The organism is Ulvibacter antarcticus (assembly GCF_003688405.1).
Classification (GTDB): domain Bacteria; phylum Bacteroidota; class Bacteroidia; order Flavobacteriales; family Flavobacteriaceae; genus Ulvibacter; species Ulvibacter antarcticus.
Window position 1 is genome coordinate 52,012 of record NZ_REFC01000012.1, and the last position, 15,528, is coordinate 67,539.

Sequence of the window (15,528 nt, forward strand, 5' to 3'; positions counted from 1 at the left end):
TGATTAGTATCCTTGAAAAATTCTTGTAAACTTCAATGGTAATTTCGATTTAACTTCTAGCTCGCTATTTAGAATAGGATGTAGAAATCTCAAAGTGGATGCGTGTAAATAAAGACCTTTGCCTTTTAATAATGTTTCCTCTTTTCCGTAAAGTGGGTCACCTAAAATAGGATTTCCTAATTCCGATAAATGTATGCGAAGTTGATGTCTTCGGCCGGTTTCGGGGTGAAGTTGTACTAAACTGAGATCTGTGAAACGTTCTGAAAATTGTGTTGAAAGCACATTATAGTTTGTGATAGCCTGCTTTTGATCAATTTCTGATGTGATTTGTCCTTTTTCATCATCAAGCTTCCCGATAATTACAGCGTGATAGGTTTTTTCAACAGTTCTTTCGCTAAACATGTTTCCTAATTTCACAACTGCAGCCTGTGTTTTAGCAATAAGTAACAATCCACTTGTTGGATAATCTAATCGATGTACAGGCAGTGGAGTTAGTAATACATCCGCTTGATTACTTGGCTTCAGATTACCGGAAAGTGCATTGGCAACGGTTCTATGCTTATTACCGCTTACCGGAATACCGGCAGGTTTGTTTATAATCGCCAAATAATCATCTTCATAACAAATTTCCAGATCTAGACCTAAAAGCTTCTTTGTTCTAACGGCTTGATCCCTTTTAAAAGTAATAATTTCACCACCCTCGATATAGTCGGCAGTACTCGCTTTTCTATCATTGATGGTAATAAGCCCTTTTTTAATTGCCTTTTTTAAACTGCTTTTAGTTGAAATTAATGGGAAGATACCTACGCCATATTCCTGAAATCTAAGTCGCGTTTTTAGTTCCGGGACGATATGACGCTCCATTTGTTTTTTTTTAGTTTTATTAAAAGTTATCCGTGAATGGATTCTCCTTTGCTAAGGTTTTTCATTACTTCTGCTTCAAATGCTAAGAGATCATTCCATTTTTGATCAACTTCCTTACGTTCGCCATATTGCCTTGCAAAACCAAGGAACATGGTATAATGATTTGCCTCACTCACCATTAAATTGCGATAGAATTCTGCCAAGGTTTTATCTTCTAATTCTTCGCTTAAGAGCCTAAATCGTTCACAACTTCTGGCTTCAATAAGGGCTGCATACAATAGCCTATGAACTAACTGCGTAGTTCGGCTGCCACCCTTCGGAAAAAACTTAACAATTTGAAGTACATAATTATCTTTTCGGTCTCTTCCCATTACCCAACCACGTTCTAAAATCTTGTCGTGCACCATTTTAAAATGACTTATCTCTTCCTTTACAAGCGAGACCATTTCCTGAACAAGCGCTGTGTATTCGGGAAAACTTACAATAAGAGAAATTGCAGTAGAGGTAGCCTTTTGTTCACAATAGGCATGATCTGTCAATATCTCCTCGATATTCATTTCTACAATATTCACCCATCTTGGGTCTGTCGGTAGTTTTAGGCCTAACATGTTTTTTTGATTTTCTGAAAAGTTGCTTCGATAGTTCTAATTGTTATTTATTTTACAAAGTTGAAAACAAATTGACAGCTAAACCAATCAACAACATTAAATATCTATATATCCAAATCGAAATCCTTTCGTAGTTTCTCGATCAACGGATTCTTCTCTTTTAGTTTTTCAAATTTCTCTCTTGTCGTGTAGGCGTAGCGTTTAACTGCGGTTTCATTCACCTCAATTGAGAGGTCGATGTCGTAATTCTCTAGTTTTTCTCTCAAATAACCGAGTAATTCATGTCTCGCTCTTTCAACTTCCAGTTTTATGGTGTTGTTTGGAAACTCCAGATGAATCGTCGTGCCTTCCAGTTTTGGGACTCCCATGGACAAATGAGATAGCAAATTGTATTTCCCTTCTTCTTCAATGATAGTCGAATAGTCGTTCCAGATTTGTACCATGCTCTCTTCGGAAAACTCTTTCGTAGGCAAATTCTTAACATCCGGTTGTAATGCAACAAATTCCTGTTTTAATTGTTGCTTTTTCTGAATACTCTTCAATGATAGCGCAGATACTTTTTTAGCGTTTCTTTCGGCAAGTATTTGAGGTCTATTTATAATTTTTTCAGAAGGTACTTCGGAAACTTTTGCTGATTCTGGAACTGGCAAGTCCGTTTTGTTTGTCGCTACTTCTGAAGGTTTAACGCTTTCGTTGGGACTGTCAATCTTTTCCGAAGAACTGCTTATTTCTAAAGCATCTTGCGAAACCTCGATCTTTTCCGAAGCTAATAAACTTTCAATTTTTTTAAAATGGGAGGGAGGTATTACGTACCGACTAGAGTTTTTTTTTCATCCACGAAAGTAAGGGATGCTAATTGTAAAAGACATAGCTCCACTAACAATCGCTGATTACGGCTGCTTTTGTATTTTAAATCACAGTTATTTGCTAGTTCAATTCCAGCTACTAAAAATTTATGTGTAGTCTTTTGAGATTGCTCAAAATACATGGTTTTTACCTGTTCACCTACTTCCAACAAAGCAATAGTTTCCTGGTTTTTGCAGACTAAAAGATCTCTAAAATGAGACGCAAGGCCCATAATAAAATGATGCCCGTCAAATCCTTTAGAGAGAATAGCATTGTAGGCTAACAAAACATTAGGGATGTCATTCCTCAATAATAGGTCGGTGATCTCAAAATAATAGGTGTAGTCCAAGACATTGAGATTCTCGGTAACCGCTTCGCGAGTAAGTGTTTTTCCACTAAAACTAACAACTCTATCAAAAATTGAAAGTGCGTCACGGAGTGCTCCGTCTGCCTTTTGAGCAATCACGTGCAATGCATCATCGCTAGCTTCAATATTTTCAGCTTTGGCAACTTCTGCCAAATGTCCTTTAATGTCATTTACAGTAATCCTTCTAAAATCAAATATTTGACAGCGAGAGAGAATAGTAGGAATGATTTTGTGTTTTTCGGTGGTTGCCAGTATAAAAATGGCATGTTTTGGCGGCTCTTCTAAAGTTTTCAGAAAGGCATTGAAAGCAGCAGAGGACAACATATGTACCTCGTCAATAATATATACTTTATAATTTCCAACCTGCGGCGGAATTCGAACCTGATCAATTAGATTTCGAATGTCATCTACCGAATTGTTCGATGCAGCATCCAATTCGAAGATATTAAAAGCAAAATCTTCATCTTCCTTCTGGGTGCCATCCTGATTGATTTGCTTGGCAAGAATACGGGCACAGGTGGTTTTACCAACCCCTCGTGGACCAGTAAATAACAAAGCCTGAGCCAGATGATTATTTTCTATGGCGTTTTGTAAGGTATTGGTAATCGCTTGTTGCCCAACAACGTCTTTAAAACGCACGGGTCTGTATTTTCTAGCTGATACTATAAAGTGTTCCATAGATGAGAAACAAATATAAAGATGTGAGCGAAGTTATTAAAAAATAGGGGCTTCTATTTTACGGTATTTATTAACATTGAATTACTTTTGTCGAAGCAGGCCGCCTTATCGCTGTTCCGATATCTATCGGGATGGAGGAAAGTCCGGACACCATAGGGAAGCATAGCGGCTAACGGCCGTCGCTGTGTAGCACGCGCTACATGGTAGGACAAGTGCAGCAGAAAGGATGTACAGGTAATGCTGTAGTGAAATCAGGTAAACTCTATGCGGTGAAATGCCACGTATACCTGCGTTTAAGGGTTCCCGCCCAATGCAGGAGGGTGGGCAGATAGAGCGTTTCGGTAACGGAAAGCCCAGATAAATGATAAGGTCGAGGAATTATTCCTCGAACAGAATCCGGCTTATAGGCCTGCTATTTTTTTAATTTAAGGATTTAGAATGTCCTTTCGAGTGATTTCATGTAGTGAAACGTAAATAAATAGTATCTAGAAGAAGAAAGAGGAAAGAAGAAAGACCTTATATTATCTTAAAAGCAGTTTTTTTGCCAACTGCCTCTTCTCGATATTATTTTTATTCTATTGGTCTTTAAAAATCACTCGAAGTGATAAAAGTTTCTTAATTTACTGCTTACTGCTTACTGCTTACTGCTTACTGCTTACTGCTTACTGCTTTCTGCTTATTGTTTACTGTTTACTGTTGTCTTTAGTAATAATAGACTCTGCCCAGCTAATACATTCTTTTAAACTGTAAAATGCACTGAAATTACCTTTAAAGAATTTTTGTTCAAAGAGAGAAATATTATAAGAAGCTTCAGAATAGCAAATTACACCAATCCCAACCAGAGATGGAAACTTCTGCTCCATATACATATTTGGCTTTATGGTATAATCATTTTTTCTATCTGCAATAGAAACAAAGGGCTTTCCTGTATAGTAGGTTTCAAAAATTTCGTGAAACTTTGCTAGGTGTTTTTTTTCAAAGACTATTCCTTCTTTTATCTGGGAAATAACATAGTGTTCGTAGATCTTTACGGTGGCAAAATCAATATCTAATGTTGCGAGGGGAGTTGATTTCATAATTATTTTTCAAAAAAACTAAAGACTGAACCTCCGTATCTTCTGGCTTCATTAAAACCGGAAATTGCAGAAAGGTCGTTATGCTTTGAATGTTCAATTATAATCATTCCTTCATCATTCAGTAACTCATTTTTGAAGATAATTTGAATCATTTCGTCGAATTGTTCGAGCGTAAAATTATAAGGAGGATCTGCAAAGATAACATCGAAAGTGGTAGGGCCTGCCGTGAGATATTTAACTACATCAGATTTTATAGTTTTTATAGGAAATTCAAGTTCTTCGGCTGTCTTTTGAATGAATTTAATACATCCAAAATCGGCATCTACACAGCTTATATTTTCAGCTCCACGAGAAGCAAATTCGTAACTAATATTTCCGGTACCGGCGAAGAGATCCAGGAGTGATATCGATTCGAAATGAATACGATGATTTAGTATATTAAACAGCGCTTCCTTCGCAAAATCGGTTGTTGGTCGAACGGGCAAAGATTTAGGAGCCGTTAAACGTTTTCCTTTATGTGTTCCAGAGATTATGCGCATTATGGTGTAGACTGTATTAAATAGTTGATGTGAGACGCTTCTGATGTTGTTACCCCATCCTGATTAGAAATTTTGTTTTCAATAAATGAAATGGATCTTATATATGTGTAAAGCTGCTTGTAAATGTCGTCTCCTTCCTCTATTTCTCCACTTAGAAATACAGGAACGGTTTCAGGATTAATACCTAATTGTTCAAAAGAAAATAATATGTAATAAATAAAATCTTCAGGGCTTCTATAGGAATAGGTATTACACAATTGAAGCGAACTACCTTTCAGAATAATACAATCAAATTGGCCTTCTCTTACATGAAGATACACCTTTGAGACAATTGCGTATTTCTCAAGATTCATTATGTTCTTTAATAGAACCGAAACTCCGTGATAATATTTAAAACTTCCATATTTTTCAAAGAAGTAATTATTGATGTTAACATAGGGGATGTAAACAACAACAAGCTTTTGATCTTTGATTAAATCATTTGCAATATAATCGTTCGATAATATTTTGGAATTAAATTTTAAATACTCACTTGCCCGGGATTCGTCAAAAAGGATTTCAGGAACAATGGCGTAAATTTCATTTGAATAGATTACTACAATCTCACCAAATTCTGTTTGGAGCTCTATATTTTCAGAAAAAACTCGCTGAATTGACAACAATACCTCCTCAGGATTGCTAATGGCAGAAAACCTTTTCTTTGTAAAGAATTGAGAAATTCCAGAATTAGTATCCGTCACTAAAAAAGAAAGTCCGGTCAATGAAACTTGAACGGACAATCTATTTGTATGTTTTAATATGTTATTGTTCTCCTGCAGCGTCATAGAGTTTTGGCCAGTTTCCACTGGTATTGACTTCTGTCATAGATCCTACTTTGATGTCAGGTCCGTTAACACCTTCTACAGATACTACCTGCTTTTCTTGTCCAATTAAATCTTTGTCTAAGCCAGCAAGTACAACGTCTTTGGACACTTTTGCTTCAAACACTGAATAAGTAGCATTACTTTTTACGATTTTTCCAGCTTTCAATTCAAATTTTGCATTTGCACCTTCAATTGGAACGTTCATCATAGTCTTATAACGATCACTTTTCTTATAAAGTGAATCTTTAACAGGTATAAAGCCTAATGTATCTAAAATCGTAGTTTCAATATAATAACCTTCAGAAATACCAAAAGCTTTATTCTTTGCAACATCTGCAAAACTTGTGTCTCTTCTTTCCACATTTGCAAAAAGCGCTGTGTCGATAAAACGAACCAGGCTATCGAAATCACCTGTAAAAGCACCTGTAATTTCCTTGTGAGCCAACTCAGCTGCTTTAATATCTTTTAAATTCTTGATAACCTTGGTATATCGCGTTTCTTTCGCTTCATTAAATTTAACCGGTCCAATAACAGATGAATAAAGCTTCCACCCAAGAAAGATAATGACTAGCCAAAGAAGTAACTGAATAATGTATTTCATTTTACGATAGTTTATGTGTTTAAAATGATAAAAGGTCTATCGCAAATCTACAATTTTTTTTTGTTCGTTAAAGTATATTCTGAAAAAATCATAGCTATCTTTAAACCCTTATAACTAATATAGGTGCATGGATGTTTCACATTTTTACGGTCTGTTAAAAACCGATTTTCCTCATAATACCACTATTAAACAAGATATTGCACTTCAATTACTCGCTAAATTTGTACTTAGTGAAGCCAAAAATGAAGTATTTCTTTTAAAAGGTTACGCAGGAACAGGAAAGACAACAACGACCGGAATATTAGTAAAAAACCTTTGGAAGGCAAAAAAATCGGCTGTTCTACTCGCACCAACTGGAAGAGCTGCAAAGGTGATTAGTAATTATTCCAATAAAGAAGCATTTACGATCCATAAAAAAATATACTATCCAAAAAGCGCAAAAGGAGGGGGAGTGACATTTACATTGCAGGCCAATAAACATAGGAATGTCATTTTTATAGTAGACGAAGCATCTATGATTCCAGATATCAATCAGGAGTCGAAATTATTTGAAAATGGTTCGCTGCTCGACGATTTAATGCAGTATGTGTACAGCGGTCATAACTGCAAGTTGATGTTAATTGGTGATACGGCACAGCTCCCTCCTGTAAAATTGGATATTAGTCCGGCGTTGGAAAAACAAATTCTAGAGGATCATTATAATAAAGTCGTTATCGAATTGGAATTGGATGAAGTGGTGAGACAACAGGTAGACAGCGGAATACTAGCAAATGCCACCCGATTGCGGGAATGTCTGGACGATGGTTTTTTCGAGAATTTTAAATTCACACAACTTGATTATCCCGATATTATTCGACCTATGGATGGCCAGGAGATCATGGATGCCATAAGTGATAGTTACAGTGAATTGGGAAATGAAGACACGGTAATCATTGTAAGATCCAATAAACGTGCTAATTTGTACAATCAAAGTGTTAGAAATCGAATTCTTTTTCAGGAAGAGGAATTATCTGCCGGAGATTATTTAATGGTGGTAAAGAATAATTATTTCTGGGTAAAGGCCGAAAGTGAAGCTGGGTTTATCGCAAATGGAGATATTGTTCAGGTATTAGAAATACTGGGGTTTAAGGAATTATATGATTTTAAATTTGCTGAAGTGTTGGTGCAAATGGTGGATTACCCAAAAATGAAGCCTTTCGAAACGGTGCTATTACTGGATACACTAACTTCTGAAACTCCTTCCTTGCCTTATGAAGATTCTAATAAACTGTATCAGAAAGTAATGGAAGATTATGCTTCTGAAAAATCGAAATACAAAAAATTTCTTGCCGTTAAGCAGAATAAATATTTCAATGCCTTACAGGTTAAGTTTTCCTATGCCATTACTTGTCATAAATCCCAGGGGGGACAATGGAACACTGTTTTTGTGGAACAACCATATTTGCCAAATGGCATTGATAGAGATTATTTAAGATGGTTATATACCGCAATTACGAGGGCAAAAGAAAGGTTATACTTAATCGGATTTAAAAATGACTTTTTTGTAGATTCGTGATAGTATGGAGTATACCGAAATAATCTTTAGTGTTTTTCTAGGCATCGGACTAGCCGCTGCTGTTGGATTTAGAGTGTTTTTGCCATTATTAGTATTAAGCTTGTCGGCTTTTTATGATATCATTCCATTAAATGAAAGTTGGGTTTGGGCTGGAAGTCTTTCAGCTGTTATTATATTGGCTGTTGCCACAATTGTTGAGATTCTTGGTTATTATATTCCCTGGTTTGATAATGCGTTAGACACCATTGCGATTCCTTTGGCCGCAGTTGCAGGAACGGCTGTTATGATGGCCACGCTGGCAGATATGGACCCTGTAGTTACCTGGGCGCTTGCAATAATAGCCGGTGGAGGTACAGCTGCCGTTGTAAAAGGAAATACATCTGCATTGCGATTAACTTCAACGGCTACGACAGGCGGTTTAGCAAACCCCGTAGTTGCCACTGTAGAAACGGGTACATCGACCCTAATGTCCTTAGTATCAGTTTTTATAGCGCCACTTGCCTTTTTGTTCGTTGTATTGATTTTCTTCGGAATTTATAAATTTTATAAAAAGCTTAAGAAAAAGAGGCCTCCAAGTGCATAATCTTTTTATTTTTGGGACAATTATCAAACTGAAGCACAATGAATCTGCTTCAGTTTGTCTGTTTAATGAATTATAAGAAGCAACCTTATATAATAAGAGACATCTTATAAATAATGTAAAACCTCACATGAAGATAATAGCAATGATTCCTGCGCGTTATGGCGCCTCCCGTTTTCCGGGTAAGTTAATGCAGGACCTCGGTGGAAAACCAGTTATTGTACGTACTTACGAAGCAGCTAAGGAAACTCAACTCTTTGACGAAGTCTATGTGGTTACAGACAGCGAGGTTATATTTAATGAAATAGAGCTCAATGGTGGTAAGGCAATTATGAGCCTTAAAGAGCACGATTGCGGAAGCGATAGAATTGCAGAAGCTGTAGAACATATGGATGTTGATATCGTGGTGAACGTTCAAGGCGATGAACCATTCATTAGCAAGGAAGGCTTAGAACAGGTGCTTAGTGTTTTTGATGACCCGGATGCGGATAAAATTGATCTTGCTTCATTAATGACCGAAATACATGATTGGAAAGAAATTAGTGATCCCAATTGTGTTAAGGTAATAGTAGACAAGGAAAATTTTGCTTTGTATTTCTCACGCTCACCAATCCCTTATCCTCGTGACAAAAATGCCTCTATGCAATATTTTAAGCATAAAGGAATATATGCTTTTAGAAAGCAGGCGATCCTGGATTTTTATAAACTCCCAATGCGATCGTTAGAAGCAGTAGAAAAAATTGAATGTATTCGATACTTAGAATATGGAAAAAATATAAAAATGGCGATTTCAAACACACAGGGGATCGAAATAGATACTCCCGAAGATCTGGTTAGAGCTAATAAAGTGCTCAAAGAAGAAAAAAAGATAGCAGTTAATAACAGGTATCGAAACTTTCCTATGGTTCCAAAAGTAGTTTTTGGACCAGGTTGTTTCGATCAATTGACTTCAATTTTGGCTCCGCAACGAAAGGATAAAGCACCATTTATCTTCTTGGTAGATGATGTTTTTAAAAATAACAGAGAATTTATCGATAGGATTAATCTTAGGTTTAACGATAAGTTGTTGTTTATATCTTCCGATGAAGAACCGAAAACAACCCAGGTTGATCAATTAGTGAAAGATATAAAAGCCGAATTCACCTACAAACCTTCCGGTATCATCGGAATTGGTGGCGGAACTATTTTAGACCTGGCAAAAGCCGTTGCTATTATGCTTACTAGCAAAGGTAGTGCAGCAGATTATCAGGGATGGGATCTTGTAAAAATAAAGGCGATCTATCACGTAGGAATTCCAACCATTAGTGGAACAGGAGCCGAAGTGTCTCGTACTACTGTGTTAACTGGACCGGTAAAGAAATTGGGAATAAATAGTGATTTTACACCCTTCGATCAGGTGATACTCGATCCTGAATTAACGGTAGGTGTGCCTAAAAATCAGTGGTTCTATACTGGAATGGATTGTTTTATCCACTGTGTAGAATCTCTTAATGGAACTTTCTTAAATGCTTTTAGCCAGAGTTATGGCGAAAAGGCATACGATTTATGTATGGAGATTTTTCACAATGGGACCCTTTCTGAAGAAGAATCCAGAGGGAAACTTATGATGGCTTCATGGCATGGTGGGATGAGTATAGCCTATTCTCAGGTGGGTGTAGCCCACGCTATGAGTTATGGTTTATCTTATGTTTTAGGAACCAAACACGGAATAGGCAATTGTATTGTTTTTGATCATTTAGAAGATTTTTATCCTGATGATGTTATTATTTTTAAGGAAATGGTAGCAAGTCATGGAGTTGAAATTCCTAAAGACCTTTGTAAGGATCTTTCAGACGAACAGATGGAAACCATGATCGATATTGCCCTAAGCTTGGTGCCTCTGTGGGAAAATGCTCTTGGTGACAATTGGGAAAGTATTATGACACGAGAAAAATTGAAATCTTTATATTTAAAGATGTAGTGCATACTATTGCCTAATCTATGTACATAACTAAATTTTTTTACGAGAAAATTCTCGGCTGGAAAGTTCAAGGTGATTTTGACCGTAGTATTAAAAAATCTCTGCTCATAGTTGCTCCGCATACCAGCTACTTCGATTTTATTCTGTGCATTTTAGTAAGACGTTTCTTGAAAATACAAATCAACTTTGTTGGAAAAAAGGAATTGTTTAAGTTTCCGATTGGCTGGTATTTTAGATGGATGGGAGGGGAGCCCTTAGATCGAGCCAAGAATCAAAACAAAGTGGAGGCAATTGCAAATGTATATTCAAAGCACTCCGAATTTAGACTGGCTATTTCACCCGAAGGTACACGTAAAAAGGTAGAAAGATGGAGAACAGGCTATTATTATATCGCATTAAACGCAGATGTTCCCATCATTCCTATTGGCTTGGATTACACTACGAAAACAATGTTTATTGGGAAAGAATTTTATCTCAGTGGGGACATAGAAAAAGATGAGCCTCAATTAAAACAATTTTTTAAAGGTGTGGTTGGCAAAGTACCTGAATGGTCTTGATGTTTTCTTCGGAAGGGATTGTTACAAGGATTTAAGTCGCAATGCTGTTGCTTCAGAAGAACCGAAAACAAAAGAGCCTTAAAGTCGCGTGTACTGCTGAAACTTTTTAAAATTCATTCACAAACTCGCTACCCAAATCTTTCCGAAGAGAAAAGAAAAAAAGAAGAAAGAAGCAAGAGCAGCAGAGACTTCTCTATAAATTTGAAGTTTTTAATACTATAATCTACTCATCGGCTGTTTCCTCCATGGTGTGATATACGTTTTGGACATCATCATCTTCTTCCAGTTTTTCCAGCAATTTTTCCACATCGGTAGCTTCGTCGGTACTTAATTTTTTAGTCACTTGCGGAATGCGTTCAAAGCCGGAAGAAAGGATTTCAACCTTATTCTCCTCCAAATACGACTGTATAGCACCAAAACTCTCGAAAGGAGCGTAGATAAGTACTCCATCTTCGTCTTCAAAAATTTCTTCTATTCCATGGTCGATAAGTTCCAATTCCAATTCTTCCAAATCCAAACCTTCCCCGTCAATTCTGAAATTACAAGTATGGTCGAACATAAAAACCGTAGAACCGGAGGTACCAAGATTTCCGTCCGTTTTGTTGAAATAGGAGCGTACATTAGCAACGGTTCGGGTGTTATTATCGGTAGCCGTTTCGATTAAAACAGCAATTCCATGTTGTGCATAGCCTTCGAATAAGATTTCTTTGAAATCGCCTAAACTCTTGTCACTTGCACGTTTAATAGCACGTTCAACGTTATCCTTTGGCATGTTAATAGCCTTGGCATTCTGAATTACAGCACGCAGACGCGAATTCGCATCGGGATCGGGGCCACCTTCTTTAACGGCCATAACGATATCCTTTCCAATACGTGTAAAAGCCTTGGACATAGCCGACCAACGCTTCATTTTTCGTGCTTTTCTAAATTCGAACGCTCTTCCCATAGTATCTAGTGCTTATTTTGATTTTGACAAATTTATAAAAAGTGTTAGTCGTTTGGAATGTGTCTCGCTAAAAACTTTTCATTTGCAGTATTGATCTTTCCAATGACAGCATTCCTTGTTTTATTCTGTTCAGTTGTAATTTTATTGTAATTTTTAACGGCTTTGTTAATCTCCTTTACCTTAGCATTATACCCATCGATCTGCTTTTTGGTGCGTTTACGTTCGGGTGTATTTTCTATACTTTCATTAATGCTAGTAACTTCGTCATTGAGAATAAGGAAACTAATAATTTGAGGAATCTTGTTTTCAGTTTCATCGGTAAAGTAGTCGAACATAGACATCGTAGCCTCAACCAATGAATTGTCTTCTTTATAAAGTGTCACGGACTTTAATCGCTCTTTCCCTTCTTGAGTCGCTTGCTCCAAGGCATTGGCATTTTGTTGAATGGCACTAACATCGTTTTTTTCGATGGCTTCCCATAAGTACAATTCGTTAATATTCACTTTAAAGAAGATAAGATACACTTCGTTATAATGATCGAAAACCTCACCCGATATTTTCATCTTCCGGCTTAAATCTGATTTGTTTTCCAGAATTTCGATATTGTGCTTTTTGGCAAATGCCATGAAGTGATCTTCGTACTCTTGTTGGACCTCTGCCATTTTTTCATCGGCCATTTCACGTGCCAATAAATAAGCCTCCATTTGGTCATAGGATTGCTCGGCGACCGCTTTCATATCGATGATCTTATCGTAATCCTGCTTTAAGAGGTTTTCATTTAATCGTATGTTTTTAAGTACTTGCTCCTTATATTCATCATCTTCATAACTATCTGCTTTTTCAATTTTTGCAATAGCTCTTTCAATAGATTTTAAAAGTGAGTTAAGTTTTGTATCCACATTTTTTTCATTCTTACTATGTGCGATCGCCTTGGTATATGTCCACATATTATTAGTGATCACTTCCTGTTCACTGGATATAAACTCTAAATAATCTAAGGGAGATTCAAATTTCTGCCCAAATGTAATGCTACTTATAAGCAGTGTAAAAAGGAATAGATATGATATTTTCAAATTCATATTAGTTCTGATTTGATAATTTTAAGTAATCTGATAAAATTGTAAATGCCTCTTCCAATTGTGTATCTCCGGCTATTTCTTCTAATAAGGTACTATTCGTAGCTTCTTCTTCCAGATTATAAGACAAAAGCTCTGTAGTTGAAGTTGTATTTGTGACTATCAGCTTCGGATCATCGTTCTTATTAAGTTTATAAAACTGCTTCCAGAGCTCTGTGAACGATTGTTGATCGTTATAAATGTTTTCAAGTGTAAGCAAGTACTCAGTTTCTTTGGTGAAATAATCGGCCACCAAAATAGCGTTAATATCCCGAATTCCCTTAAACCTTGAGTCTGAATTAACTCGTGTCTCGCTATTGTTCTTTATCGTTGTAAGATTCAGTGGTTTTAGAGGAATATGCTTTAATGTAATCGCGACCTCATCATTTTCAAGCGCATATTTCTGAAACCCTTCGCTCGTTTTAAAATTGTCGTACAAATCGGGTAACACTATATCGGGTATAACGCCTGTCGATTGCGTGCTTTTTCCGGTAACTCTATAAAATTGATCGGTGGTAAGCTTACAATATCCCAAATCCTTTATTTCATTTAAAGGTAAAATAACTTGAGCACTTGCCTTTCCATAACTAGGAGTACCTACTATGATGGCTCGATTATAATCTTGTAAGGTGGCAGCAAAATATTCCGAAGCGGAAGCGCTAAAGCCATTTATGAGAATCACAATCGGGTTTGAAAATAGCATTCCTCGTTTGGCATCTTTTACCGTATAAGTTTCACCTGTCTTATATTTTAATATCGATAAAGGACCTCTGTTGATAAACATGCCACTTAAATCGGAGGCTTCTTTCATAGAACCACCGCCATTATATCTCAGATCTATGATTAGACCTTTAATGTTTTCTTTCTGAAGTTTGTAAAGTTCCTTGGCCATGTCGTTGGCGAGTCCAAGTCCGTCCGGATTCTCGAAATCTGTATAGAAACTAGGTATGTTTATATAGCCAATTCTGGTTTTGGATTCCAAAATATAAGCTCTAGTAAGGTTTTCTTCTACTTTTATAACTGCTTTTTCTAAACTAACATTAATAATTTGTCCGTCCTGTTTTTTAATTTTGAAAGTTATACGGTCGTGATGATGGTCATTGGTAAAAGCCTGGATATCTTCATCGCTAACGCAGTATGTTTCTAGTACGTCCTTACCTGATGTTAGTGTTTTAATAATATCGTTTTCTTCGAAATTCTCATTTTTGTACGCGACGCTTCCCGGAACGATGTAATTTACGACCAAGTCTCCGTTACTGTTTTTTGTAGTGGAGAACCCAAACGACATCTGATTACTGGAAAGAGAGGTTTCAAATAAGTCTTTATTCGAGTTATTAAAAAATATTGTATTCGGATCCTGATAATTTGCAAGGGCATTTAAAAAGGCTTCTCTTACGAAAGTTTGAAGCCCACCATTTGTTTTTTTAATGCCATCTAAAAGGCAAAGTTCATTGCTAATGATTTTAGGTTTGGCATCTCGTTCAAGTTTTTTGAATTTCTTCTGAATGGTGCCTAAAACCGAATCTTGCTCGATGAGATCGGTTAGTAGCTTGTACCTTACTTTTTTATTCCAGTACAATTGAAGTTCTGTTTCAGATTTAAAATATTGAAAATCCGATTTTGATTGAAAATGAAGTGTGTCTTTGCCCGAATAATCAAGTTCTGTCTTGTACAGCGTATTCAGATAATCTTGAGTGAATTGAATACGTTGTTGTAACGTAGTGATATATTTATTGATAAAATCGCAATCATCTGATAAAATATAGTCGTCGATTTTTAATCTGTCCTGCTTGAACAAAGCAATATCGCTGGTAACAAAAAAACGTTTTTCGGGATCCAAGCTTTCCAGAAAAAGCTCAAAAACACCGACCGACAAACTATCATTAACTGCCTTGGGTTTTGCGTGCTCTTGTTTAATAAGATTCTGCAAAGCCGATACTTGTTCGCAAAATTGCACAGCTTCCTGACCAAACGAAATGTTAAGTCCGAATGTGAGAATTAAAAATAATGCAAAAAAGAATCGAGATAATAGCATTGGCAAAAAATACAGAAATTTAACTTACAAGATCATCTATAATCTTAGCCAATTTAAAATCTTTTTCTGTCACACCACCGGCGTCATGTGTGGAAAGCGTAATTTCTAATTTATTATATACATTCGACCAGTCCGGGTGATGGTTCATTTTCTCCGCTTCAAAAGCAATGCGTGTCATTACAGTGAAGGCATCTTTAAAATCATCGAACTCTAACGAGGTGTGAATGGCATTCTCTTCGTATCCCCATCCTTCCATGGAAGCCAGTCTTTCGTTAATTTCAGTTTCGCTCATTTTTTCCATAGTGTTGTTGTTAAAAGTAAATTTTCATTGTTATTAT

General features: G+C 36.5%; 14 protein-coding genes, 1 other RNA gene and 1 pseudogene. 5 read left to right on the forward strand and 11 right to left on the reverse strand.

All coding sequences use genetic code 11. From position 1 onward, the window contains the following. Positions 1 to 3 precede the first annotated feature (3 nt). The 3 genes and pseudogenes from BXY75_RS05150 to BXY75_RS05160 form a co-directional block, all read right to left on the reverse strand. Entirely contained in the window at positions 4 to 864 is an 861-nt protein-coding gene (locus BXY75_RS05150) for an RluA family pseudouridine synthase (RefSeq protein ID WP_121906661.1), read from the reverse strand. Positions 865 to 890: 26 nt separating this feature from the next. Then, a complete protein-coding gene (gene miaE, locus BXY75_RS05155) occupies positions 891 to 1,472 on the reverse strand; it encodes a tRNA-(ms[2]io[6]A)-hydroxylase (RefSeq protein WP_121906662.1) in 582 nt (193 codons plus the stop codon). A gap of 104 nt (positions 1,473 to 1,576) precedes the next feature. After that, positions 1,577 to 3,363 (reverse strand): annotated as a pseudogene (locus tag BXY75_RS05160) (DNA polymerase III subunit gamma/tau). Positions 3,364 to 3,455: 92 nt separating this feature from the next. Between BXY75_RS05160 and rnpB the strand changes: the two are divergent. After that, positions 3,456 to 3,783, forward strand: an RNA gene (gene rnpB, locus BXY75_RS05165) — RNase P RNA component class A. A gap of 263 nt (positions 3,784 to 4,046) precedes the next feature. On the opposite strand, the gene BXY75_RS05170 is transcribed toward rnpB, so the two are convergent. From BXY75_RS05170 to BXY75_RS05185, 4 genes are read right to left on the reverse strand one after another with little or no spacing between them, the layout of a single operon-like run. Further along, the gene (locus BXY75_RS05170; protein WP_121906663.1) at positions 4,047 to 4,439 is read right to left on the reverse strand and encodes a hypothetical protein; all 393 of its coding nucleotides are present in this window, start codon (positions 4,437 to 4,439) and stop codon (positions 4,047 to 4,049) included. A 2-nt stretch (positions 4,440 to 4,441) separates the two neighbouring features. Continuing rightward, the gene (gene rsmD, locus BXY75_RS05175; protein WP_121906664.1) at positions 4,442 to 4,978 is read right to left on the reverse strand and encodes a 16S rRNA (guanine(966)-N(2))-methyltransferase RsmD; all 537 of its coding nucleotides are present in this window, start codon (positions 4,976 to 4,978) and stop codon (positions 4,442 to 4,444) included. Beyond that, a complete protein-coding gene (locus tag BXY75_RS05180) occupies positions 4,978 to 5,802 on the reverse strand; it encodes a DUF3822 family protein (protein ID WP_121906665.1) in 825 nt (274 codons plus the stop codon). Before BXY75_RS05180 ends, rsmD begins: the two co-directional genes overlap by 1 nt. Then, a complete protein-coding gene (locus BXY75_RS05185; protein ID WP_121906666.1) occupies positions 5,780 to 6,442 on the reverse strand; it encodes a hypothetical protein in 663 nt (220 codons plus the stop codon). Before BXY75_RS05185 ends, BXY75_RS05180 begins: the two co-directional genes overlap by 23 nt. A gap of 127 nt (positions 6,443 to 6,569) precedes the next feature. Between BXY75_RS05185 and BXY75_RS05190 the strand changes: the two genes are divergently transcribed. The 4 genes from BXY75_RS05190 to BXY75_RS05205 all read left to right on the forward strand — a co-directional run bounded on the left by BXY75_RS05190 (position 6,570) and on the right by BXY75_RS05205 (position 11,094). Next, positions 6,570 to 7,997, forward strand: coding sequence for an ATP-dependent DNA helicase (locus BXY75_RS05190; protein WP_121906667.1), 1,428 nt, complete (start codon positions 6,570 to 6,572; stop codon positions 7,995 to 7,997). A gap of 4 nt (positions 7,998 to 8,001) precedes the next feature. Further along, positions 8,002 to 8,580, forward strand: coding sequence for a DUF4126 domain-containing protein (locus tag BXY75_RS05195; protein WP_121906668.1), 579 nt, complete (start codon positions 8,002 to 8,004; stop codon positions 8,578 to 8,580). A gap of 127 nt (positions 8,581 to 8,707) precedes the next feature. Beyond that, a complete protein-coding gene (kdsB, locus tag BXY75_RS17385) occupies positions 8,708 to 10,537 on the forward strand; it encodes a 3-deoxy-manno-octulosonate cytidylyltransferase (protein ID WP_394347327.1) in 1,830 nt (609 codons plus the stop codon). A gap of 20 nt (positions 10,538 to 10,557) precedes the next feature. Beyond that, the gene (locus BXY75_RS05205) at positions 10,558 to 11,094 is read left to right on the forward strand and encodes a 1-acyl-sn-glycerol-3-phosphate acyltransferase (RefSeq protein ID WP_121906669.1); all 537 of its coding nucleotides are present in this window, start codon (positions 10,558 to 10,560) and stop codon (positions 11,092 to 11,094) included. A 223-nt stretch (positions 11,095 to 11,317) separates the two neighbouring features. Here the strand turns inward: BXY75_RS05205 and BXY75_RS05210 are convergent, their stop codons facing one another. From BXY75_RS05210 to BXY75_RS05225, 4 genes are read right to left on the reverse strand one after another with little or no spacing between them, the layout of a single operon-like run. Next, entirely contained in the window at positions 11,318 to 12,040 is a 723-nt protein-coding gene (locus tag BXY75_RS05210; RefSeq protein WP_121906670.1) for a YebC/PmpR family DNA-binding transcriptional regulator, read from the reverse strand. Between the two features lie 44 nt (positions 12,041 to 12,084). Further along, positions 12,085 to 13,119 (reverse strand): hypothetical protein, encoded by a 1,035-nt coding sequence (locus BXY75_RS05215; RefSeq protein ID WP_121906671.1) that lies wholly within the window; start codon positions 13,117 to 13,119, stop codon positions 12,085 to 12,087. Between the two features lies 1 nt (position 13,120). Next, positions 13,121 to 15,190: a S41 family peptidase gene (locus BXY75_RS05220; protein ID WP_121906672.1), complete on the reverse strand. Its 2,070-nt coding sequence runs from the start codon at positions 15,188 to 15,190 to the stop codon at positions 13,121 to 13,123. Positions 15,191 to 15,209: 19 nt separating this feature from the next. Next, positions 15,210 to 15,491, reverse strand: coding sequence for a 4a-hydroxytetrahydrobiopterin dehydratase (locus BXY75_RS05225; RefSeq protein WP_121906673.1), 282 nt, complete (start codon positions 15,489 to 15,491; stop codon positions 15,210 to 15,212). Positions 15,492 to 15,528: the final 37 nt, after the last annotated feature.

What these genes read in the sequence shown, in the direction of transcription:
- kdsB (WP_394347327.1), top strand. Translation starts at nt 8,708, where the DNA reads ATGAAGATAATAGCAATGATTCCTGCGCGTTATGGCGCCTCCCGTTTT.
- BXY75_RS05150 (WP_121906661.1), bottom strand. Translation starts at nt 864, where the DNA reads ATGGAGCGTCATATCGTCCCGGAACTAAAAACGCGACTTAGATTTCAG.
- BXY75_RS05220 (WP_121906672.1), bottom strand. Translation starts at nt 15,190, where the DNA reads ATGCTATTATCTCGATTCTTTTTTGCATTATTTTTAATTCTCACATTC.
- BXY75_RS05205 (WP_121906669.1), top strand. Translation starts at nt 10,558, where the DNA reads ATGTACATAACTAAATTTTTTTACGAGAAAATTCTCGGCTGGAAAGTT.
- BXY75_RS05170 (WP_121906663.1), bottom strand. Translation starts at nt 4,439, where the DNA reads ATGAAATCAACTCCCCTCGCAACATTAGATATTGATTTTGCCACCGTA.
- miaE (WP_121906662.1), bottom strand. Translation starts at nt 1,472, where the DNA reads ATGTTAGGCCTAAAACTACCGACAGACCCAAGATGGGTGAATATTGTA.
- BXY75_RS05195 (WP_121906668.1), top strand. Translation starts at nt 8,002, where the DNA reads ATGGAGTATACCGAAATAATCTTTAGTGTTTTTCTAGGCATCGGACTA.
- BXY75_RS05190 (WP_121906667.1), top strand. Translation starts at nt 6,570, where the DNA reads ATGGATGTTTCACATTTTTACGGTCTGTTAAAAACCGATTTTCCTCAT.
- rsmD (WP_121906664.1), bottom strand. Translation starts at nt 4,978, where the DNA reads ATGCGCATAATCTCTGGAACACATAAAGGAAAACGTTTAACGGCTCCT.
- BXY75_RS05185 (WP_121906666.1), bottom strand. Translation starts at nt 6,442, where the DNA reads ATGAAATACATTATTCAGTTACTTCTTTGGCTAGTCATTATCTTTCTT.
- BXY75_RS05215 (WP_121906671.1), bottom strand. Translation starts at nt 13,119, where the DNA reads ATGAATTTGAAAATATCATATCTATTCCTTTTTACACTGCTTATAAGT.
- BXY75_RS05180 (WP_121906665.1), bottom strand. Translation starts at nt 5,802, where the DNA reads ATGACGCTGCAGGAGAACAATAACATATTAAAACATACAAATAGATTG.
- BXY75_RS05210 (WP_121906670.1), bottom strand. Translation starts at nt 12,040, where the DNA reads ATGGGAAGAGCGTTCGAATTTAGAAAAGCACGAAAAATGAAGCGTTGG.
- BXY75_RS05225 (WP_121906673.1), bottom strand. Translation starts at nt 15,491, where the DNA reads ATGGAAAAAATGAGCGAAACTGAAATTAACGAAAGACTGGCTTCCATG.